Source organism: Labrys sp. (in: a-proteobacteria) (genome assembly GCF_047605565.1).
GTDB lineage: Bacteria > Pseudomonadota > Alphaproteobacteria > Rhizobiales > Labraceae > Labrys > Labrys neptuniae.
On record NZ_JASGFM010000005.1, the window covers coordinates 175607 to 195237 of the forward strand.

The 19631-nt window shown below is 64.1% G+C and carries 24 protein-coding genes and 1 tRNA gene; 5 read left to right on the top strand and 20 right to left on the bottom strand.

The genetic code is table 11. The features are described 5' to 3' along the window. Positions 1–302: 302 nt before the first annotated feature. The 3 genes from QM672_RS07445 to QM672_RS07455 are packed head-to-tail and all read left to right on the top strand — an operon-like array spanning position 303 to position 4112. A complete protein-coding gene (locus tag QM672_RS07445; RefSeq protein ID WP_311935463.1) occupies positions 303–800 on the top strand; it encodes a (2Fe-2S)-binding protein in 498 nt (165 codons plus the stop codon). Further along, the gene (locus QM672_RS07450; RefSeq protein ID WP_415081617.1) at positions 797–1855 is read left to right on the top strand and encodes an FAD binding domain-containing protein; all 1059 of its coding nucleotides are present in this window, start codon (positions 797–799) and stop codon (positions 1853–1855) included. Before QM672_RS07445 ends, QM672_RS07450 begins: the two co-directional genes overlap by 4 nt. Next, complete coding sequence (locus QM672_RS07455; RefSeq protein WP_415081619.1) at positions 1848–4112, top strand: xanthine dehydrogenase family protein molybdopterin-binding subunit; 2265 nt, start codon at positions 1848–1850, stop codon at positions 4110–4112. Before QM672_RS07450 ends, QM672_RS07455 begins: the two co-directional genes overlap by 8 nt. Positions 4113–4256: 144 nt before the next feature. Here QM672_RS07455 and QM672_RS07460 read toward each other — a convergent pair whose 3' ends face one another. From QM672_RS07460 to QM672_RS07490, 7 genes are all read right to left on the bottom strand, one after another. Further along, positions 4257–5888: a phytoene desaturase family protein gene (locus QM672_RS07460; RefSeq protein WP_415081621.1), complete on the bottom strand. Its 1632-nt coding sequence runs from the start codon at positions 5886–5888 to the stop codon at positions 4257–4259. Between the two features lie 126 nt (positions 5889–6014). Then, positions 6015–6671 (bottom strand): MerR family transcriptional regulator, encoded by a 657-nt coding sequence (locus tag QM672_RS07465; RefSeq protein ID WP_367623169.1) that lies wholly within the window; start codon positions 6669–6671, stop codon positions 6015–6017. Positions 6672–6978: 307 nt separating this feature from the next. Further along, positions 6979–7296 carry an integration host factor subunit alpha gene (locus QM672_RS07470; RefSeq protein ID WP_105862006.1) on the bottom strand — a complete coding sequence of 106 codons (318 nt, stop codon included), beginning with the start codon at positions 7294–7296 and terminating at the stop codon, positions 6979–6981. 255 nt (positions 7297–7551) lie between these two features. Beyond that, entirely contained in the window at positions 7552–8529 is a 978-nt protein-coding gene (locus tag QM672_RS07475) for a beta-ketoacyl-ACP synthase III (RefSeq protein ID WP_415081624.1), read from the bottom strand. Further along, on the bottom strand, positions 8529–9602 hold the full coding sequence (gene plsX, locus QM672_RS07480) for a phosphate acyltransferase PlsX (RefSeq protein WP_311935449.1): 1074 nt from the start codon (positions 9600–9602) through the stop codon (positions 8529–8531). Before plsX ends, QM672_RS07475 begins: the two co-directional genes overlap by 1 nt. 245 nt (positions 9603–9847) lie before the next feature. Beyond that, a complete protein-coding gene (locus tag QM672_RS07485; protein WP_367623168.1) occupies positions 9848–10387 on the bottom strand; it encodes an AAA family ATPase in 540 nt (179 codons plus the stop codon). Between the two features lie 142 nt (positions 10388–10529). Next, positions 10530–11894: an L-serine ammonia-lyase gene (locus tag QM672_RS07490; protein ID WP_415081627.1), complete on the bottom strand. Its 1365-nt coding sequence runs from the start codon at positions 11892–11894 to the stop codon at positions 10530–10532. Positions 11895–12041: 147 nt separating this feature from the next. On the opposite strand from QM672_RS07490, the gene QM672_RS07495 reads away from it, so the two are divergent. Beyond that, a tRNA-Thr gene (locus QM672_RS07495) sits at positions 12042–12117 on the top strand. Positions 12118–12283: 166 nt separating this feature from the next. Here QM672_RS07495 and QM672_RS07500 read toward each other — a convergent pair. From QM672_RS07500 to QM672_RS07555, 12 genes are read right to left on the bottom strand one after another with little or no spacing between them, the layout of a single operon-like run. Then, a complete protein-coding gene (locus QM672_RS07500; protein ID WP_415081629.1) occupies positions 12284–13561 on the bottom strand; it encodes a hypothetical protein in 1278 nt (425 codons plus the stop codon). Between the two features lies 1 nt (position 13562). Next, on the bottom strand, positions 13563–13823 hold the full coding sequence (locus QM672_RS07505) for a helix-turn-helix transcriptional regulator (RefSeq protein ID WP_415081631.1): 261 nt from the start codon (positions 13821–13823) through the stop codon (positions 13563–13565). 4 nt (positions 13824–13827) lie between these two features. Next, the gene (locus QM672_RS07510) at positions 13828–14091 is read right to left on the bottom strand and encodes a hypothetical protein (protein ID WP_415081633.1); all 264 of its coding nucleotides are present in this window, start codon (positions 14089–14091) and stop codon (positions 13828–13830) included. Between the two features lies 1 nt (position 14092). Beyond that, positions 14093–14449: an HNH endonuclease gene (locus tag QM672_RS07515; protein ID WP_415081635.1), complete on the bottom strand. Its 357-nt coding sequence runs from the start codon at positions 14447–14449 to the stop codon at positions 14093–14095. After that, positions 14446–15027 (bottom strand): MazG-like family protein, encoded by a 582-nt coding sequence (locus QM672_RS07520; RefSeq protein ID WP_415081637.1) that lies wholly within the window; start codon positions 15025–15027, stop codon positions 14446–14448. Before QM672_RS07520 ends, QM672_RS07515 begins: the two co-directional genes overlap by 4 nt. 1 nt (position 15028) lies before the next feature. Continuing rightward, positions 15029–15316, bottom strand: a complete 288-nt coding sequence (locus QM672_RS07525) for a hypothetical protein (RefSeq protein ID WP_415081639.1) — start codon at positions 15314–15316, stop codon at positions 15029–15031. Further along, entirely contained in the window at positions 15309–16445 is a 1137-nt protein-coding gene (gene dnaN, locus QM672_RS07530; protein WP_415081641.1) for a DNA polymerase III subunit beta, read from the bottom strand. The genes QM672_RS07525 and dnaN overlap by 8 nt, the downstream gene beginning before the upstream one ends. Next, a complete protein-coding gene (locus QM672_RS07535) occupies positions 16445–16732 on the bottom strand; it encodes a hypothetical protein (RefSeq protein WP_415081643.1) in 288 nt (95 codons plus the stop codon). Before QM672_RS07535 ends, dnaN begins: the two co-directional genes overlap by 1 nt. Before the next feature lie 3 nt (positions 16733–16735). Further along, positions 16736–16981, bottom strand: a complete 246-nt coding sequence (locus tag QM672_RS07540) for a DUF2312 domain-containing protein (RefSeq protein ID WP_415081645.1) — start codon at positions 16979–16981, stop codon at positions 16736–16738. A 6-nt stretch (positions 16982–16987) separates the two neighbouring features. Continuing rightward, positions 16988–17341, bottom strand: a complete 354-nt coding sequence (locus QM672_RS07545) for a hypothetical protein (RefSeq protein ID WP_415081647.1) — start codon at positions 17339–17341, stop codon at positions 16988–16990. Between the two features lie 50 nt (positions 17342–17391). Continuing rightward, positions 17392–17568, bottom strand: coding sequence for a hypothetical protein (locus QM672_RS07550; protein WP_415081649.1), 177 nt, complete (start codon positions 17566–17568; stop codon positions 17392–17394). 10 nt (positions 17569–17578) lie between these two features. Continuing rightward, positions 17579–17908, bottom strand: a complete 330-nt coding sequence (locus QM672_RS07555) for a hypothetical protein (protein ID WP_415081651.1) — start codon at positions 17906–17908, stop codon at positions 17579–17581. Between the two features lie 160 nt (positions 17909–18068). On the opposite strand from QM672_RS07555, the gene QM672_RS07560 reads away from it, so the two are divergent. Next, positions 18069–18485, top strand: a complete 417-nt coding sequence (locus QM672_RS07560; protein ID WP_415081653.1) for a hypothetical protein — start codon at positions 18069–18071, stop codon at positions 18483–18485. On the opposite strand, the gene QM672_RS07565 is transcribed toward QM672_RS07560, so the two are convergent. Further along, a complete protein-coding gene (locus tag QM672_RS07565; RefSeq protein ID WP_415081655.1) occupies positions 18486–19193 on the bottom strand; it encodes a helix-turn-helix domain-containing protein in 708 nt (235 codons plus the stop codon). Positions 19194–19631: the final 438 nt, after the last annotated feature.

Here is a 19631-nt window from a genome sequence, read left to right on the forward strand (position 1 = left end):
AATTCAGCCAGCCTGCCCCTTGCAAAACGGAGGGACCCTCCGTATAAATACTGCATGAGCATCAAATCAGACAGATGCTCTCCAATCAAATCGATGCCCGATTCCCTTGGGCAGCCCGTTTGCATCCGGCCGCCCAGATTGTGTCTCGCGGCCTGAAGCCTGGAGTTCGACCCGCCTGGATCGTGCTCCTCCAGAGTCTCTGAAGAGACAAGCGCCTCCGATCCGAGAGAATCGGCCTCCCTCTAAGGCGCCTTGGCCTCGGCAGCCTGGACCGTCCAAAAATCAGTCGATTGGAGCAGTGCATGACTTTCTCCATCAGCCTCACCGTCAACGGTGAGCAACGTCACGTCGAACTCGACGATCCGAGGGTGACGCTTCTCGACCTCCTGCGGGAACGCCTCGATCTCACCGGTACCAAGAAGGGGTGCGACCGTGGTCAATGTGGCGCCTGCACCGTCCTGGTGGATGGCCGCCGCATCAATTCCTGCCTGGCGCTTGCCGTCAGCCATGATGGCGCGGAGATCGAAACCATCGAGGGCGTCGCCCAGGGCGAGCATCTTCACCCCATGCAGGCGGCCTTCATCGCCCATGATGGGTTCCAATGCGGCTTCTGCACACCCGGCCAGATCATGAGTGCCATCGGCCTGATCCGCGAAGGCCAGGCCGGGGACGATCCCGAGCGCATTCGAGAAGGCATGAGCGGCAATCTGTGCCGCTGCTCGGCCTATGCCGGCATCACCGAAGCGGTGCTGGAGGCTCACCATGTCCTCGCCGAGGGCGGACGGAGGAAATCGGCATGAAGAGCTTCGATTATGTGAGACCGTCGACGATTGCGGAGGCGGTCGCGGCGGCATCCCAGCCCGGTTCTGCCTTTCTGGCCGCCGGCACCAATCTCCTCGACCTGATGAAGACAAACGTTGTCAGTCCCGACCGGCTCGTTGACGTCACCCGACTGCCGGATCTCGGCGCGATCGACTGGCTGCCCGATGGGGGCGTCAGGATCGGTGCACTCGTGCGCAATGCCGACCTTGCCCATGACCCGGCTTTCGCAAGAACCTATCCTGCTGTCGCGGAGGCGCTGCTGTCCGGGGCATCGGGCCAGTTGCGCAACGCGGCGACTGTCGGCGGCAATCTGATGCAGCGTACGCGCTGCGCCTATTTCTTCGACGTTGCCGGCGCCTGCAACAAGCGTGCACCAGGCTCGGGCTGCGATGCCCGCGGCGGCGAGAACCGCCTGCATGCGATATTGGGCTGGAGCGAAGCCTGCATCGCCACCCACCCTTCGGATTTCTGCGTGCCGCTGGCGGCTTTCGGCGCCACGGTGGAAATCGAGGGCAGGGCAGGGCGGCGCGAGATCCCGCTGGGCGAGTTGCATCGCCTGCCGGGAGATACGCCGGAGCAGGATACGGCCCTCGAGCCGGGCGACCTGATCGTGGCGGTGCGATTGCCCGCCGACGCCGCCGGCTTTGCCGCTCATGCCCGCTATCTCAAGGTTCGCGAGCGGACATCCTATGCCTTTGCCGTAGTATCGGTGGCCGCTGCCCTGCGTCTCAGGGATGGGGTGATCGATGAGGCACGGCTGGCGCTGGGCGGCGTCGCGGCCAAGCCTTGGCGGCCGCTCGAAGCGGAGGCGGTTCTGGCCGGCGCCACCCCGGACGAAGCCGTCTTCCAGCGCGCCGCGCAGGTGGCTCTCGCCGAGGCGAAGCCCTCCGGCGACAATGAATTCAAGATCGAACTGGCGCGCCGCACGCTCGTGCGCGCCCTGGCCGAAGCGGCTACCGGCACGCCGGATCGTATCCCCGCTCTGCCAGGTTCCCCTTTCTCAACCCTCCCCGGAGCCCGTCGAGATGCCTGAACTCATTACGCCCGACCTCAAGCCGAACCAGGCTCCGGCGCATGTCCGGCACGGTTCCAATATCGGCCAGCCCCTGACGCGCCGGGACGGCGTCCTCAAGGTCACCGGAGCTGCGCGCTATGCGGCTGACAACCATCCCGCCGGCATGCTCTATGCCGTGATGGCGGTTGCGCAGATTGCCCGCGGCCGGGTTTCTTCCCTCGATGTCCAAGCGGCCAAGGCCCATCCGGGCGTGGTGGAGGTGATGACGCCGGACCACAAGCCGGCCTTGGCGCAGGATCCGGATGCCAAGGATCATCCCTTCATGTTCCGGCTCGACGTGCTGCAGAACGATCGCGTGCGCTATGCCGGCCAGCCGATCGCCGTGGTGATCGCGCAGTCGCTGGAGGCTGCGACGGAAGGGGCCGCGCTGCTGGCGCCGCGCTACGAGGCCGAGACAGCGCGGATCGGCCTCGATGGGGACAGCTTCGTGCCGCCGGCCGTTGGCGTCGGCAATCCGTCGCAAGCCGTGCATGGCGACATCGAGGCCGGCTTCGCCGGGGCGGACAGGAAGATCGAGGCGGTGTATGAGACGCCCGCCCAGTATCACAACCCGATCGAGCCGCACGCCATCGTCGCGCATTGGCAGGGCGACAGCCTGTCGATCGACACGCCCAGCCAGGGCATGGCGATGGCGCAGGGCCGCATTGCCGGTCTCTTCGGCATCGCACCCGACAAGATCCACATCCGCAGCCCGTTTCTCGGCGGCGGCTTCGGCTGCAAGGGTCTCGTTGCCGGGCCGCAGATCCTGGGCATCATGGCGGCCCGCCTCGTCGGACGGCCAGTGAAGCTCGTGGTCAGGCGCGACCAGATGTATGGGCCCGTGGGCCATCGCGCTCCGACCCGCCAGACCTTGCGGCTCGGGGTTGCCGGAGACGGGGCACTGACGGCGCTCGTTCATCACGCGCGCACGGCATCGTCCACCTTCGACGATTTCTTCGAGCCTGCTGCCGGCGCTTCGCATGCGCTCTATGCCAGCCCCGCCATCGCCACCACCTATGACGCCGTGCGCACCGATACGGGAACCCCGCTGTTCATGCGGGCGCCCGGCGAGGCCACTGGTTCCATTGCCCTGGAAAGCGCGATGGACGAAGCGGCCTGGGCAAGCGGCATCGATCCGCTGGAATTCCGACTCAGGAACTATGCGGAGATCGAGCCGACCACCGGCAAACCCTTCTCCTCCAAGGCCCTGCGTGAATGCTATGCCGAAGGCGCCAAGCGCTTCGGCTGGGCCGGCCGGCCGCTGAGTCCCCGCCAGATGCGCGACGAGGCAGGCTTTCTCGTCGGCTGGGGCATGGGCACCGCCATCTTTCCGGCCCTGATGTTCCAGGCCGAGGCGCGGGCCGTGATTCGGCGAGACGGTTCCGGTCTGATGGAAACCGGTGCGCATGACATGGGGCAGGGGGCCTGGACGGCTCTCGCCCAGATCGCTGCCGACGGCCTGGGCCTCGATATCGAGCAGGTGGAATTCCGGGCGGGTACCTCCGACCTGCCGGATGCCGGTATCGCCGGCGGCTCGGCGCATACCGCCACGGCTGGCGCGGCCATCCACGAAGCCGGCGCGGCGGTGATCGCCAAGCTGGCGGAACTGGCCGTAGGCGACGAGCGCTCGCCGCTGTTCGGTGCGGGCAATGCCGGCGTGATCGCCCGCGAGGGCCGGCTCTTCCGCCGGGACGACGAAAGCCGCAGCGAGAGCTATGCCGAGATTCTCGGCCGGGCCGGCCTGGCAGAGGTCGAGGCCAGGGGACGCGGCAGCGCCGATCCGGCATCGCAGGCAAGCTATGCCATGCATGCCCATGGCGCGGTCTTTGCCGAGGTCAAGGTCGATCCCGATCTTGGGCAGGTGCGTGTCAGCCGGCTCGTCGGCGCCTTTGCGGCGGGGCGGATCGTCAACCCGCATCTGGTGCGCAGCCAGTATCTGGGCGGCATGATCTGGGGCGTGTCCTTCGCCCTGCACGAGCATGCGGTTGTCGACCATCGCTCGGGCCGGATCATGAATGCGGATCTCGCCGAATATCACGTGCCCGTCAATGCCGACGTCCCCTCGCTGGAGGCCATCCTGGTCGAGGAGCACGACCCCCATGTGAACGCGCTCGGCATCAAGGGCGTCGGCGAAATCGGCATCACCGGTACGGCGGGCGCGGTGGCCAATGCCATCTGGCACGCAACCGGCAAGCGCGTGAGGAAATTCCCGATCGCCATCGAGGAGTTGCTGTGAGGTAGCGGTCATCCCGGACGCGCAGCAGCACGAAGTGGTGCAGCGCAGATCCGGGATCGCCCAAGGAATGGATCTCGTTCTCATTGCGGTCCCGCGTCTGCGGCGCACCACTTCGTGCTGCACCGCGCGCGGGATGACGGTGGACTACACCCGGTCGCAGAGCATTTCGCGGGCGGCGTTGTGGCCGGGGGCGCCGGTGACGCCGCCGCCGGGATGGGTGCCGGAGCCGCAGATATAGAGCCCCTTTATCGGCGTGCGGTAATCGCCGTAGCCGAGCATCGGCCGGGCCGAGAACAATTGGTCGAGCGACAGGGTGCCGTGGAAGATGTCGCCGCCGACAAGGCCGAACACGCGTTCGAGGTCGAGGGGCGTCAGCACCTGGCGCCCGAGCACGCTCTGCTTGAAGCCAGGAGCGTAGCGCTCCACCGTGTCGATCATCAGGTCGGCGACTTCCTCACGATGGGCATCCCAGCTCCCGCCGTTCGGCAGATACGGTGCCACATATTGGCAGAACAGGCTGGCGACGTGCTGGCCCTTGGGCGCGAGCGTGTCGTCGAGCGTTGAGGGGATTAGCATCTCGACGATGGGCTGCCGGCTCCAGCCGAGGCGGCGGGCCTCCAGGAAGGCATCTTCCATATAATCGAGGCTAGGCCCGATGATGATTCCGGCGGTGTGGTGGACGCCCTGTTCCTTGCCGGGTAGGGCAGTAAAGCTGGGTAATTCGGAGAGCGCGACATTCATGCGCAGCACGCCCGAGCCGCATTTGAAGCGGCGGATGCGCTGCAGGAAATCGGCCGGCACGGCTTCCTCGGGCACGATCTTGTCGAAGAGCAGGCGCGGGCCGATATTGGCCGCCACGGCCTTGGCCCGGATGACCCGGCCATCCTCCAGTTCGACGCCGGCTGTGACGCCTTTCTCTATGATGAGCCGGCGGACCGGGGCCTCCGTCTCGATTTCCGCACCGGCCTCGCGGGCAGCCTTGGCCATGGCCTGGGTGATGGCGCCCATGCCGCCGACGGCATGGCCCCAGGCGCCCTTCTTGCCGTTCACCTCACCGAAGACGTGGTGCAGCAGCACATAGGCCGAGCCCGGCGTCGAGGGGGCGGCATAGGAGCCGACGATGGAATCGAAGCCGAACAAGACCTTGGCTTCCGGGCTTTCGAACCAGCCGTCGAGATAGTCGCTCGCCGATTTGGTGAAGAGGTCGAGCAGCACGCGGCGATGATGCATGTCGAGCTTGGACAGCCGATGCCCCAGCTTGCCGGCGCGCAGCAATTCCGGCAGCGAGCCGAACCAGCCGTCGTCGGAGATGTTGGGCGGCGTCTCCAAAATGAGGTCGCGCAGCACGTCGGCAATGGTGTCGATCTCGTCGCAATAGGCCGGGAAGCGGGCGGCATCCTTCTGGCTGAACTTGGCGATCTCGCTCTGGGTGCGGCCTTCGCCGGAGAGGATGTAGCGTCCGTCGGGGAAGGGGAAGAAATTGGAGGCCTGGCGCTCGACTACCTTGAGGCCGTGACGCTCCAGCTCCATGTCCCGGATGACCTTGGGATTGAGCAGGCTCACCGTGTAGGAGGCCATGGAATTGCGGAAACCCGGATGGAACTCCTCCGTCACTGCGGCGCCGCCGACGACGGAACGGCGCTCCAGCACCTTGACCCGCCGGCCAGCTCGCGCGAGGTAATAGGCGCAGGTCAGGCCGTTATGGCCACCGCCGATGATGACCGCGTCATAGGGAGTGTTCGCGCTGTGGACCGCGGGCGAAGTTGCGTCAGCCAATTCCTCGAAGCCTTCTTGTTATGACGCAGCGGCTGGCGCCGCGGACGTCCCGTCGGCTCCTTCTTATGCCGCCTATGCCGCGCCTCCAAGAGGCGGATGTGGCACCTGCTGTGACGCTTCGGCTTCTCAGCCGCGGGCAGCTTCCAGGATATGCTTGCACTCGCCGAGTTCCAGCAGCACCGTCTGCAGCCGTCGGCGACGCTCGTCGCCCAGCGACAATCCACTGCCGCTTTCAGCCTGCGCGACCGGAGGCGGCGCGGGGCGCGGCTCGCTGCGCATGGGCGGTCCCGCGAGGGATGACAGCGGCAGCGAGGCCTGGACTGGCGGCGGCTCGTAAGCTTCGGACTCTTCGTCGAAGACGGGCTCGATCCGATCATCGCGCTCGTCATAGTCCCCGGCCGGATCACCCGGTGCAGGAGCCTCCGCCTCCGGCCATTCGGCCCGCTCACGGCGGCGCTCTTCCTCGTCCGCCCGCGGGATCACCGCGACGGGTGGTACATAATCCTCATTCTGCGCGCGGCCGATCTCGATCACATGCCGGTTGCCACGCTCCTTGAGGATGCGCTGCACGCCCTTGATGGTGTAGCCTTCGCCATAGAGATAGTAGCGAATGCCCTTGAGCAGATCGATGTCGTCAGGGCGATAATAGCGACGCCCACCACCGCGCTTCAGCGGCTTGATCTGGCTGAAGCGGGTTTCCCAGAAGCGCAGGACGTGCTGGGGCAGGTCGAGATCCTCGGCGACCTCGCTGATGGTGCGGAACGCGTCAGGTGCTTTTTCCATGCTGCCGGACTCCCGAGCGGAAAGCGGCGAATCGTGCCTTTCCCCTATCACTCGTCCGATTCTGTGATGAAAGACAAGCGTTTATCACTTGTTTCCAACCCAAAACTTCATCGGATGGTAGTTTGAAACCGTTTGAGGAGGAAAGAGATGCCCATTGCCGACAGGCGATGACGGCTGTCGCTGCGGGCCGCTTCAGGGATGCCTCGCCATGCGGGCGGCCAGCGCCGGCAGACCGGAATTTCCCATCTCGCAGAAAACAGGACTGATTAGTCCATTATTGATTTGGCTGGCCGAGGCCAATGCCCGACTAGTCGTCGGTGACGCCATCGACATTCTCGCCATTGATCTGGGCCTTGAGAATGTTGGAAGGCTTGAAGACCATGACACGGCGCGGGGAGATCGGCACTTCCTTGCCGGTCTTGGGGTTGCGGCCGATACGCTCGCCCTTGGAGCGCACGACGAAGGAGCCGAAGGACGACAGCTTCACCGTCTCGCCCCGTTCGAGGCAGCTCGAGATTTCATGCAGGACCATCTCGACCAGTTCCGACGACTCGGTCCGCGACAGGCCTACTTTCTGGTAAACCGCTTCGCAAAGATCTGCTCTTGTGACGGTATTTCCCGCCATCGCTTTCATGCCCCACGTTGGACAGGCTCCGTGAAGAGGCCACCTGTCTGTTATCCGTTCGATGCAGCCCGGAACGGCGGGAAGCCTGTCCCGCCACGAATCCGCCCCGCAAATCATCCCAGCAGGGCCGGCACTGAAGTCCCGACTCTATGTCACTGAAAACGCGAAGCTATTGACGAAATCGGTCAAGGTCAACCACCAATCGAAACCGGTGTTCGCTTCGACCTCGGTTCGGTAACCGTCAAATTCGTCAGACTACCAGCGGATCAGGGCCGCGCCCCAGGTGAAGCCGCCGCCCATGGCCTCCAGCAGGACAAGGTCCCCTCGCTTGATGCGCCCGTCCTTGACTGCCGTGTCGAGCGCCAGGGGAATCGAGGCCGAGGAGGTGTTGGCATGCTCGGCAACGGTGAGCACCACCTTCTCCGGCGGCAGGCCAAGCTTTTCGGCCGTAGCGTGGATGATGCGGGCATTGGCCTGGTGCGGCACGAACCAATCCACCGCGTCATAGGGCAGGCCGAGATCGTCCATGGTGTCGATGATGATCTGCGGCACCATGCCGACGGCAAGCTTGAAGACTTCCTTGCCGTCCATGCGCAGTTTGCCGACCGTGCCCGTGGTGGAGGCGCCGCCATCGACGAAGAGCTTCGATTTGTGCCGCCCGTCCGAGCGCAGCTTGGTGGCCAGCACGCCCTGATCGTGGATCGAACCGTCATTCATGGTGGCTTCCACCACCACGGCGCCGGCACCATCGCCGAACAGCACGCAGGTGGTACGATCCGACCAGTCCAGAATACGCGAATAGGTCTCGGCGCCGATGACGAGCGCATGCTTGGCCGAGCCCGAGCGCAGGAAATTGTCGGCGATGGAAAGCCCGTAGACGAAGCCGGTGCACACGGCCTGCACGTCGAAGGCAGCGCCGCCTGTCATGCCGATATTGGCCTGCACGGTGGTGGCCGTAGCTGGGAAGGTGTTGTCGGGCGTCGAGGTCGCCAGCACGATCAGGTCGATATCGGAGCCCTTCAGGCCGGCATCGGCCAAAGCGCGCTCGGCCGCCTTGGTGGCGAGATGCGAGGTGAATTCACCCTCTGCGGCCTGGTGGCGGGCGCGGATGCCGGTGCGCTGCACGATCCACTCGTCGGAGGTGTCGACGAGCTTGGACAACTCGTCATTGGTGACGCGTTTCTCGGGCAGATAGGAGCCGATGCCCCGGATAACAGAACGGATTGTCGCCATTATGCAGCGTCCGGATTGCTGGCGGCGGCCATCACGGCGCGGTGGTCGAAGCTCAGGCTTTCGGTGATTTTCGTCATGAGTTCTTGTTTCACCATATCATAGGCCAGATCGATGGCGGCAGCGTAGCCTTCGGCATTGGCGCCGCCATGGCTCTTGATCACGATGCCGTTGAGGCCGAGGAAGACGCCGCCATTGACACGGTTGGGATCGAGCTTTTCGCGCAGGGCCTGGAAGGCACCGCGGGCGAAGAGATAGCCGATGCGCGCCATCAGGGTACGCGACATCGCCGAACGCAGATAGGAGGCGATCTGCTTGGCCGTGCCTTCGGCGGTCTTGAGCGCGATATTGCCGGCAAAACCTTCGGTCACCACCACGTCGACGGTGCCCTTGCCGAGGTCGTCGCCCTCGACGAAACCATGATAGGTCAGGTCAGGCAGGCTGGTCTCACGCAGGATGCGGCCGGCCTCGCGCACCATTTCGAGACCCTTGACCTCCTCGACACCGACATTGAGCAGGCCGACGGTGGGGCGCTCCACGCCCAGCACGATACGGGCCATGGCCGCGCCCATCACCGCCATGTCGATCAGGGCGTTGGAATCGGCGCCGATGGAGGCCCCGACGTCGAGCACGATCGATTCGCCCCGCAGGGTCGGCCACAGCGCGGCGATGGCGGGACGGTCGATCTCGGCGAGCGTGCGCAGGCAGAAGCGTGCCATCGCCATCAGCGCGCCGGTGTTGCCGGCCGAGACGGTCGCATCGGCTTCATCCTTGTTGATGGCATCGATCGCCAGCCACATCGAGGATTTCTTGCGGCCATAGCGCAGGGCGTGGCTAGGCTTGTCGTCCATGCGGATGGCGACATCGGTGTGATGGACGCTGGAAACGGCCTGAAGGCGCGGGCGGGCGGCCAGCAGCGGGGCGATGGCGGCTTCATCGCCATAGAAGGAGAAGCTCAGGTCGGGATGGCGGGTCAGCGCCAGCTCGGCGGCCGGAATCACGACCGTGGGGCCGTGATCGCCCCCCATCGCGTCGAGAGCGATACGAATTTTCGAAGCCCGATTGTCGGAAGCCATGAAGTGTTCGGTTGCCCTGTTGCGTCTGGCCGCTGTGCACGGCGGGGGAGGCGCTGCGTTTTGCAGCAAAAGACCATGCACCACAAGAGTGTAGCGAAGGTTGACGGCCGGAATTTAGGCACGGCCAGGATGTAGAAGCCGTCGATTGACCGATTCTCACGTCAAAATCATGGTGAGGAAGGGCGCGATTGCAAGAAAATGCACGCTTGCCTCACTTCGCCCCGCAGGACACTTTCTCAGGCGCCTCAGGACGCCAGCCGGAACCTCCCGCCGGCAACGGCCTCGCGGACGGCCGCCAGCATGGCGGCACGATCCTGCCCTTCCGTCGCGATGACATGGCGCTCGAGCGCACCCAGATCGGAGAATTGCCGGTGCAGCGCGGTGATCGGCTCGGGGTCGCTCAGGGTGTCGCCGCCGCGCAGGCGGCAGCGCTCGATCGCAGCTGCCAGGAGCGGGCGCAGCACCACATAGTGGACCGGCAAGGCGAGCGCCCTGAACGGCGCCAGGAACCAGGGACCGACAATGCCGTCCAGGATCACGAAATAGCCACCACGAGCATAGGCTTGCACTGCACTGACCAGAACGTCGATTACCACCATATTCTGATGATGGGCTTCAGCCAGATAGGGCGCGATCGCGCCATTCTTGATGAAATGCCAGAAATCGTCGGCGTGCAGATGCACGGCCGGCGCGCCTGGTTCGGACGCAAGGGCTTGTGCCGTCGTGGTCTTTCCCGAACCCGGAGGGCCGGTGAGAATGAGGATCTGGCCTGCAAGGTCGGTCATTGGCTCAAACATAATTGGCGGACAAGGAAGGTCGCAGCCTTATTGAGCTTGCATCGAAGCGGCGCAAGTCTTTGTCATCGCCGTCACGGGGCATCGATTGCGCCTGGTTCGGAGCCGACCCCAGGAAGCGAGTCGATAGGCGTCAGCACTCCACCGCATTGACGGCGAGGCCCCCCTGCGAGGTTTCCTTGTATTTGGACTGCATGTCCGCGCCGGTGACGCGCATGGTGGTGATCACCTGGTCGAGGCTGACCTTGTGGGTGCCGTCGCCACGCAAGGCGAGGGAGGCGGCGGCGATCGCCTTGTTGGCCCCGAAGGCATTGCGTTCGATGCAGGGAATCTGCACCAGGCCGCCGATCGGATCGCAGGTCATACCGAGATGATGCTCCATGCCGATCTCGGCCGCGTTCTCGACCTGGGCGATATTGCCGCCGAGCGCGGCGGCAAGCCCGCCCGCCGCCATCGAGGCCGCGACCCCGACCTCGCCCTGGCAGCCGACCTCGGCGCCCGAGATCGAGGCGTTCATCTTGAACAACATGCCGATTGCGGCGGCCGTGAGCAGGAACTCGTCGGCGCCGGCCTCCGAATAGTCGCAGAAATCCCGATAGTAGCGCAGTACCGCCGGTACGATGCCGGCAGCGCCGTTGGTGGGCGCCGTCACCACCCGCCCGCCGGCAGCATTTTCTTCGTTCACGGCGATCGCGAAGAGGGAAACCCAGTCCATCACCTCGTGCGGCGCGCGGACATTGCGGCCGATATCGGTGAGCAGGCGATCGTGCAACGCCTTGGCGCGGCGCTTTACCCGCAGTCCGCCCGGCAATTCGCCCTCCTGGCTCATGCCGCGGTCGATGGCGGCATTCATGACGGACCGGATGCCGGCGAGCCGCTCGCGGATGGTGGCTTCGGGCTGGCTCGCCATTTCATTGGCGAGCACGATGCCGCCGATGCTCAGATTGTGCTCGACACCAAGGCGCAACAGGTCGGCGCTGCTGCCGAAAGGGTAGGGAACGTCCACCGTCGCCAGCGTCGCTGCGCTTTCCCCCTCGGCCAGCACGAAGCCGCCGCCGATGGAATAGTAGAATTCCGTGGCGAGGGCAGTGCCGCCCTCGTTCCAGGCCGTGAAGGACAGGGTGTTGGGATGGCCCTTGGGTTGCGTCTTGCGATCGAAGACGATGTCGCGGTTGTGCTCGAAGCTCATGGCCCGGCGGCCGCCGAGGGCGAGCATGCCCTTGCTGGTGGCGTCTTCGACGATCGCGGCGACGGTCTCTGGATCGACGGTTTCCGGTTCCTCGCCGGCGAGGCCCAGGATCACGGCGATATCGCTGGCATGCCCGTGACCGGTCCAGGCCAGCGAGCCGTAAAGCACGGTTTCAATCCGGTGGGTGTGGATGAAATGGCCCTGCTTGCGGAGCGACTGCACGAAGCGATTGGCGGCACGCATGGGGCCGACAGTGTGCGAAGACGAGGGGCCGATGCCGATCTTGAAGATGTCGAAGACACTGATCATCGGCGTTGAGTTCCCACCAAACTGTTGCAGCTGGACCCTCACAATCGAAACGCACCACCATCGAGTGGAGCGTAACAAATGTTACACCAACTTTCGTTGCACAGGAAACTTGCGCGAAGAGGCCCGAATTGCTACCCCAAAACCGACGCCGGTTTAGCTCAGCTGGTAGAGCAACCGCCTTGTAAGCGGTAGGTCGCGAGTTCAAGTCCCGCAACCGGCACCAAAAACGCCTTAAAAATCAATAGTTTATGAGGTGTTTTGATTTTCGCCGATGCCGTTTTGTCGGATCGGGCGGTTAGAAATCCGACAAAACGTCTATTTTTGTTCCTGAAGTTTAGTGGCTTTTGGCCGTCAAAAGTGGTGCAGGGAAGCCTCTACGGCCGCCTCGCTCAGCCATCCTTGCGGGTTGCCCGCCGCTTTTGGGCGACCTTGATCAGCTGTTTTTCGGTCGCCTTCACATAGGTCGGCAGCACGTTGGACTTCTGGCGCGACTGGGCGCGGATCTCCGCGTCGGTCAGCTCGGCATCGCCGCCCTCGGTCAGGCCGCCATGGCGGAAGGAGCGGAAGGACAGTTCCTCGCGCAGGCCGGCGGCCAGGATCAGCTTCTTCACGTGCTTGCGGAAGTCATCGATCCGGTCGTTGATCACCCATGGGCGATGCGCCTTGAGCCTGGGGTCGATCTTGTCGCGCAGGATCAGCGGGCCGCCGCCGATTCGGTCGGCGACCATGCGATCCATTCGGGCCATCAGCTCAGGATAGAGGGGCGCGCCCTTGCTGTCGAACAGGGGGATCCAGACGAGTTCGTTCGTCTTGTTGTGAACCACCTGCGCGTGCCCGGGCCGGTTCTTCGGCCGGTAGTCGTCGCGGGTGAGGCGCATCATGATGTCGTCCATGCGTTGCCACCATTCCCAGGCGATCATCGCGGCCGTGGCGATCGAATGGCTGCCGACGCTGTCGCAATAGTCGACGAACGCCCGGTACTCGTCATAGGTCGCTGTCGGCGTCGCCTCGTGCTTTTCCTTCAATCCCATCTTCGAGAAGGGATTGGCGGCCGGGACAATCTTCGGGTTGCGCCGATGGGCGACAAACCAGGCGCGTCGGCAGGATTTCATGGCGTGGTTGATGGTCGTGCGACGCTCGCGTTTGACGGGCGCGCCTTTCTCGTCGACCACTGGCTTGCCGTCGTCATCAAGGACTTCGACATAGAGCAGAGCCTCATGAAGGCGCTCGGTCACGCCGGTGTGGATATCGGCAAGGGGGAGCGCGCCGAGGCGGCGGCCGTCCTTCAGCACGTAGTTTCCAACCAGGCCGAAGCCGTATTCGTGATTTTCCTTCTGCGATCGGGAAAGCCCTGTGTATTTGTCGCTCGCCTTGTAGTCGGCCACCATCCAATCGAACGTTCCCCGCTCCGCTCGTGCTGGCACGATATCGGCGGCGCCCTGCGTCCGCCAGGAATCGAAGGCGGCGATCAGCAGGGCGGCACGCTCGCGCATCGCGGCGAAAACCGAAGGCAGGGTTTCATTGTCGAGCTTGCAGGGGCCGCGCGGATCGTCGGCGGCCGGTTGCCGCGCCCAGCTGGGTACCTCGAAATAATAGCTCAGGGCGCCGTTCTTCATGCGCCTGGCGCGGACATATTTCGGCAGCGCCGTCTTCGATTGTTTGGGCACGTCAGATAAGGTCCGCGACATCGATCGTTGCCTTATGATTGGCCGGGCCGCCGCGCTTGGCAAGCCAGTCGTCGCAGAGGCTGCGGTACCAGAGCGGCGCGCGGCCGCGACGGTCATGCGGTCGCGGCGCGACACCCTTCACGACGCCGCGGCGCAGCTCGGCCGTGTCGTGGAAACCGAGATAGCCGGCAGCCTGTTCGGCGCGAAGCACGGCCGGCCAGTTGGTGGGGAATTCGGCGGGAAGGGTGCGGGGCGCGGACATAGCGTTAGGCCCCCTTAACGATGGCTCTAAGCCGTGCGGGATTTAGGTTGAGCCGGCGACAGAACGCGTCATACGCTTCTGCCGCACGATACCCGCCTCGCATCGTCCCCGTGTCCTGCCAGAGCAAAAATGACGCAACGCAAAGGATGTCGTGGCTGGCCTGATCATCCATCGGTCGATTGATCGTCTTGAGAGGCTGCTGCGGCGCGCCACCATCCCTTGCGATGTATTTGTCGGCGAGAGCTTTTGGATCGAGCGTTTTGCGCATTTCAGGCCGCCTTCACAGCTTCGCAGGTGATCGCGCGCCTGGCGGCGTCGCGGCGTTTCTGATTGAGCTTGTGAGTCACCATCTCGGTATGGACGACGCAGAGGCGTCGCCGGCAGAGATGGTCGAGCTGCTTTCGCGGCGGTATTGGCCCGTGTTCAACGACGAAGTAGGCGATATGCGGCGCGACCGTTCCGCCATCCAGGCTCATGCGGCCATAGCCGGCGCCGCGGCCGCTGTCGCCGGAGGTCGGGCCCGTCCAGAGTCTGCAGGGCGTGGTGAGGCCGAGCCCGGGCGGCGGCGGCACCTCGACCGTGCGGGCCAGGATCTTCTCGCGGATGCGGTCGCGGCGCGAGGTCATGTGGGCCCGCTTCCGGAACTTGAGAGGAAGCCAGGCGGGAATGCGCCTGCCAGCAACTGCTCGACCGTCATGGTCTCGATCTTCGGATCGTCAATCTGCGCTGCCATCGCTTGGAGGAGGGCAATGAGGGCCAGCGTGTTGTCGGGGGAGTAGGTCGCAGTCAGGCCGGTAGCGGCCGACAGTCGAAGTTGATCGATTACCGGCTTGATAAAGTTCTGCCATTGGCCGGCGACCGGCCAGGATGACAATCGGGTCTGCAGCCCGTTCGCTTCCGATGTCCGGTTAAACTTGCCGATCACCGCCCGCTCGGCATCGATGCCGTAGTGCATGGCGACAAGGTCAAGGGTGATGATGCCGTCGGCGATCTCCTCGGCCAGGTGTTCGATCGTGTCGCGCGAGCCCCTGACGCCGATGCGTTCGCGCTCCAGCTTCTTGACGACGTTGCAGATCTCGCCGACTTCGCCGGCAAGCTCCGTAGTACGGAAGGTGGCCGACAGCTTTTCTCCGCCAATATCCCATTCGACATTGCGGGCGATGTTGGCAGCACGGAGGGCGCCAAGGGTGAGGGCGTTCGGCATTTCAGTGCTCCTTCGGGAGGTCGAGGCCCACCACGTAGGTTCGGCTGTTCTCGCCTTCGAGTTGGTTCAACTCGGCGACGAGGCGGGTAATCTCGCTGCGCAGCGTGGCGGCGCGATCGGGGCTGGCGCTTGCTTTTTCGGCGGCCTCGATCATGTCGGCGGCGACGTCGCGAGCCTGGGCGACGGAGAGGTAAAACTGCTCGTACTTTGGCGGCCAGGCCGGCCCGGGCGCCGTGACGGTGAGCATGACGGTCGATCCGACCGCCTGGACGATATAGCTGTTAGGCATTGGTCTTCCTCATCGGCATGAGCACGAACTGCGCGGCGGCGCCGGCCGAGGGCTCGAACAGGAAGGGGGACATCGGATCGCTGACGCGCATCAGCACCTGGTCGCCGGGGCAGTGGGCGAGGATGTCGAGCAGGTAGCGCGAATTGACGTAGATCTTCATCGGCTCGGGGCCGTCGAAGCTGGCGTCGAGTTCATCGCCTCCATCGCCGACGTCGATAGAGCGGCACGAGAGGCTCACCTTGTCTGCTTCCAGCGCCAGTTCGATCTCGCGGCTCTTGGCTGTGGAACCGATGGCGGAGACCCGATCGACGGCGGCCGCCAATTCGGCGCGCGCCGCAGCGAGCGTCAGGCCGTTGTCGCGCGGGATGACGCGGGCATAGTCGGGAAACGTGCCGTCGACTAGCTTGGACTGCAGGACGGTGTTTGCGGCCGAGAGCCGGATCATCGTCTCGGCGATCTCCAGCTTCACCTCGCCGGCCGTCTTGAGCGACGACAGGAATCGGGATGCCTCGCCGACGAAGCCGGTGGGAACGATGATGCCCGGCATGCCGGTGGCATCGGCCGGAGCCTCGACCTGATCGCGCGCCAGGCGGTGCCCGTCGGTCGCGACGGCGCGCAGCACGGCTGTGCCGGCATCGTCAACGGCGTGCAGGTAAATGCCATTGAGGTAGTATCGCGTCTCCTCGGTCGAAATCGCGAAATCGACCGTCGTCAGCAGTTGCTGCAGCGCGGCGGCCGGTATGGTGAATTCGCGGCGCCATTCCTGCGGCTGCATGGTGGGATAGTCGAGCGCCGGCAGTGTCAGCAACGTGAAGCGGCTGCGGCCGGAGCGGACGATGACGCGGGTATCCTCGGCCGTCATGCTGACCTGCGCGCCATCGTCGAACTTGCGCACGATGTCGCTTATGGCGCCGGCCGGCACCGTGAGCGCGAAGGCCTCGCCATCGGCCGGCACCGTCGCCTCGATCCGCATGTCGAGATTGGTCGAGGTGAGCGTGACGGAGCCGGTGTCGGCGACGATCAGCACGTTGCCGAGGATCGGGATGGTGTTCTTGCGGTCGATGATGCGTGAGACCGCCTGCAGGGCAGCCCAAAGGCTTCCCCGCTCCATGGTGATGGTGGCTGGCATTAGAAGCGAATTCCTGTGACGGGGATGGCGCCGGCCTTGCCGGTTTCGCACCAATAGAAAGAGGCGTCTTCGGGGGCGTCTTCCCTCTGGTACATCCAGACGTTGCCGATGCTGTCGGGGTCGACGCTCCAGTCGGCCCATTCCTCGTCGACCTCGCCGAGGCTTCGATGCTGTTCGAAAGCCAGCTGCAGATCATTGGCTACGGAGATCGGGTCGACATGGCCGTAGACGAACAAGCCCCAGGGCTCGCCATCTTCCGTCCTGAAAAATTCGACGAGCCTGGTCATCGATCACTCCATGCCGAGGGCTTGGAGGTAGAGTTCGAGGATGGCATCTTCCTCGGCGCGCTCGGAAGCGGGCTTCTTGCGGAGCGAGACGATCTTGCGAAGGGCGGCGGTGTCGAAGCCGTTGGCCTTGGCCTCGCCATAGACTTCCTTGATGTCATCGCCGATGGCCTTCTTGTCCTCCTCGAGGCGCTCGATGCGCTCGATGATGGATTTCAGCTGATCGGCGGCGACGGAGGTTGCGTCGGTCATTGAAGGTTACCTTTGGAGCTTGCGAACGGCATCGTGCAGCCCGTCGAGGGCCGGGATCGCGCGTTCAAGGTGAATGAGGGCTTCGAAGAGATCGCCGCGCCGCAGGCGGGCGACGGCTTCAAACAGTTCTGGATCTTCAGAAGCGTCGTCGCTGAGGAGCGTAATCAGGCTGGGCTCTTTGCCGGCGATCACATCGCCATCGTCGTCCCAGGCGCAGAACTCGACGTTGCGCGATGTCAGCTCTTCGAAGATGTCTTCATCTTCGGCCTCCTCCAGCAGGACGGGACCTGCCTGGGGATCGTCGAGGAAGCCTTCGATATCGTCCTTCACGCTTTCCAGCGTTTTGACGAGGTCGCTCAAGACCCGGTGGCGACGGCGAGTTGGTGTGGAGGCAGGGGGGGCAGGTACATTCACGGCCGGTTCATCCTCGCCTTGAGGGAGGGGGCAGCGGCGAGGGCGGCCGGCAGGTGCTGTTCGATCTCGTCGCTGGTGAAGGTGGCGCGGCGCAGGGTGCTGCGCAGGCGCTCCATGTCGTCGCTGCCTTTGAGCACGACATAGAGCGCGATCTCATAGGCCGTCTGGTGCATCGGCCTGGGCTCAGGCCGCGCGGGGGCGCTCGCCGGGAAAGAGCGGGCTGGTACGGCTGATGGGGGTGGAGGTGACTTCCTCGATCACGGCGGCGCCGTGCTGCTCGACCTGCTCGGGCGTCCAGCCCTTCGACCAGAAATAACGCTCGGTGATGCCTTCGAAATCGCCGCGCAGCTCCTCGAAGGCGCGGGCATCCTCGGCCATCCGGTCGCGGATGGCGACGCCGTCGGTCATGTGGTGGCGGGCGCGCGGCCAGATATAGCCATCATGGGTGGCGCGCTTGGCGTCGAGGGTGCGGGAGGCAGGGCGCACGGCGGCGCCGGTAGCAACTGCAGGCATTGGGGTTCTCCATCGCATGGAAGGGCGGTCTCGCCGGTTGCGATAGGAACGGATATTGAGCGATATTTTTATCTTGTCAATCAGAATTACGCTAAATTTATCGCTTTCAAATTAGCGCTTTGCTGCTGTAGCGTCGCTGCTGGGTTCCAAGGGGTTGAAAATGAAGGTCTTTCAGGGAGTGATTCTCGCCGCGGCCGGGCTTGTTTTGGCGAGCTGCACGACAACGGGAGGACAGGGGCAGGGCGAGGCCGCCAGCATTGCGGGCAACGTTCCACCAAACTATCGCGGTGCCGTGGTTGAGAATTTGCGACAATCACTGAAGGATCCTTACTCCGTCCGATCGGCGGAGATCTCCCAGCCTAAGATAGGGTTCGCAGGATTGCTGCGCGGCGGGAATGTTCCGGTGGTCTGCGCTAAATTCAATGCGAGGAACAGCTTCGGGGCGTACACCGGCGTTGAAGAGCATGTCTTTGTCTTCAAGGGCGGCAGGATATTCGACAGTTACAGCGGAATGAACGCTGCGTGTGGTGATGCCGCCTACGCGCCCTTCCCTGAATTGGAGCGGGCGCCGGGATAGTCAGATCCCGAATAATTCGTTCATGGTGAGCACGCGATGAACGTGAAGAATGGTCGCAGGCGCGAAACTCATCTCCATTGCGGGATTAAGCTGTGAGGCGACGATTGTGCCGTCTGGCTTGCGGCGAACGAAGTTCTTGATGAAGGATTTGAGTTCGCCGTGTTCGCTGCCGCGGGTCTGGATAATGACGCTGTCGCCGGGGCGTGCGGGCTTCCTGGCGTGCACAAACCGTAACTCACCGGATTTGTGTTCTGGAAACATAGAGTCTTCGACAACATAAATTGCGTAGACGTCTTTGACCCCCATGAGGGCTGGCGGACGTCGAACATACTCGATCACGTCGCCCTCTAAACTAAAGCCTTGAAACTCATCTACATATGCCCCCGCAGCGGTGCCATACACCGGTATATCCTGCGGCATTGAGTATCTCTCAGGCCGATCGATGGGCGCAAGTGCAATTTCATCTTGCGCTTCGGCGCGAGGTGCTTCCTTGGGGCCGCGCTCCTCTTCCAACCATTCCGAAGTTGTATCGAGCGCTCTTGCGATCGCGCGCACTGTTTGCCCGCGAGGGGATTTCGATTTCCCCTCCAGAATGTTGCGTATGGCGCTATCCGACAAGCCGGCGGCCTTCGACGTGGGGGTCGGATCAAGGCCGAGGTCAGTCAGGCGCTCTTTGATGCGGTCTGCGATCGTGCGGTTCTGGGGCATGAGATAATATTATCGTATTTTACCGTGGATAGATGGCGCTAAGATTATCCTTGACGAAGCGATAAAATTATCGCTTCTATGGGCCATGAACGCGATCGATGCACTCTTGTCCCTTAGTGGCTCTTTTGCTGGCGCCCGGCGGCTCTCTCAGTCCCGCGTCTCGACCTTGGTGTTCGGAGACGGGACGAGGCTCAAGCATCTGGAGGCTGGCGGCGACATGGGTGCCAGGCGTGTCGAGCGGGCAGTCCAATGGTTTTCAGACAATTGGCCCGAGGGTCTCCCGTGGCCTGCCGGCATAGTGCGGCCTTCCTCCGCCCTCCCTGTCGTTGACGCGCAGGGGGCACCTGCCGCCGAGGCGTCCGCCTCCGCCTCGGCGGCTCTTTCCGTTTCCGAGAGGGCCGCCTGATGCCGGCTCTCCTCGATCCTCGCCATGGCGGC

Excerpts from the sequence above, each read along its gene's own strand:
- QM672_RS07445 (WP_311935463.1), top strand. The coding sequence starts at position 303 with ATGACTTTCTCCATCAGCCTCACCGTCAACGGTGAGCAACGTCACGTC.
- QM672_RS07450 (WP_415081617.1), top strand. The coding sequence starts at position 797 with ATGAAGAGCTTCGATTATGTGAGACCGTCGACGATTGCGGAGGCGGTC.
- QM672_RS07455 (WP_415081619.1), top strand. The coding sequence starts at position 1,848 with ATGCCTGAACTCATTACGCCCGACCTCAAGCCGAACCAGGCTCCGGCG.
- QM672_RS07465 (WP_367623169.1), bottom strand. The coding sequence starts at position 6,671 with ATGGAAAAAGCACCTGACGCGTTCCGCACCATCAGCGAGGTCGCCGAG.
- QM672_RS07470 (WP_105862006.1), bottom strand. The coding sequence starts at position 7,296 with ATGGCGGGAAATACCGTCACAAGAGCAGATCTTTGCGAAGCGGTTTAC.
- QM672_RS07475 (WP_415081624.1), bottom strand. The coding sequence starts at position 8,529 with ATGGCGACAATCCGTTCTGTTATCCGGGGCATCGGCTCCTATCTGCCC.
- plsX (WP_311935449.1), bottom strand. The coding sequence starts at position 9,602 with ATGGCTTCCGACAATCGGGCTTCGAAAATTCGTATCGCTCTCGACGCG.
- QM672_RS07485 (WP_367623168.1), bottom strand. The coding sequence starts at position 10,387 with ATGACCGACCTTGCAGGCCAGATCCTCATTCTCACCGGCCCTCCGGGT.
- QM672_RS07490 (WP_415081627.1), bottom strand. The coding sequence starts at position 11,894 with ATGATCAGTGTCTTCGACATCTTCAAGATCGGCATCGGCCCCTCGTCT.
- QM672_RS07505 (WP_415081631.1), bottom strand. The coding sequence starts at position 13,823 with ATGTCCGCGCCCCGCACCCTTCCCGCCGAATTCCCCACCAACTGGCCG.
- QM672_RS07510 (WP_415081633.1), bottom strand. The coding sequence starts at position 14,091 with ATGCGCAAAACGCTCGATCCAAAAGCTCTCGCCGACAAATACATCGCA.
- QM672_RS07515 (WP_415081635.1), bottom strand. The coding sequence starts at position 14,449 with ATGACCTCGCGCCGCGACCGCATCCGCGAGAAGATCCTGGCCCGCACG.
- QM672_RS07520 (WP_415081637.1), bottom strand. The coding sequence starts at position 15,027 with ATGCCGAACGCCCTCACCCTTGGCGCCCTCCGTGCTGCCAACATCGCC.
- QM672_RS07525 (WP_415081639.1), bottom strand. The coding sequence starts at position 15,316 with ATGCCTAACAGCTATATCGTCCAGGCGGTCGGATCGACCGTCATGCTC.
- dnaN (WP_415081641.1), bottom strand. The coding sequence starts at position 16,445 with ATGCCAGCCACCATCACCATGGAGCGGGGAAGCCTTTGGGCTGCCCTG.
- QM672_RS07535 (WP_415081643.1), bottom strand. The coding sequence starts at position 16,732 with ATGACCAGGCTCGTCGAATTTTTCAGGACGGAAGATGGCGAGCCCTGG.
- QM672_RS07540 (WP_415081645.1), bottom strand. The coding sequence starts at position 16,981 with ATGACCGACGCAACCTCCGTCGCCGCCGATCAGCTGAAATCCATCATC.
- QM672_RS07550 (WP_415081649.1), bottom strand. The coding sequence starts at position 17,568 with ATGCACCAGACGGCCTATGAGATCGCGCTCTATGTCGTGCTCAAAGGC.
- QM672_RS07555 (WP_415081651.1), bottom strand. The coding sequence starts at position 17,908 with ATGCCTGCAGTTGCTACCGGCGCCGCCGTGCGCCCTGCCTCCCGCACC.
- QM672_RS07560 (WP_415081653.1), top strand. The coding sequence starts at position 18,069 with ATGAAGGTCTTTCAGGGAGTGATTCTCGCCGCGGCCGGGCTTGTTTTG.
- QM672_RS07565 (WP_415081655.1), bottom strand. The coding sequence starts at position 19,193 with ATGCCCCAGAACCGCACGATCGCAGACCGCATCAAAGAGCGCCTGACT.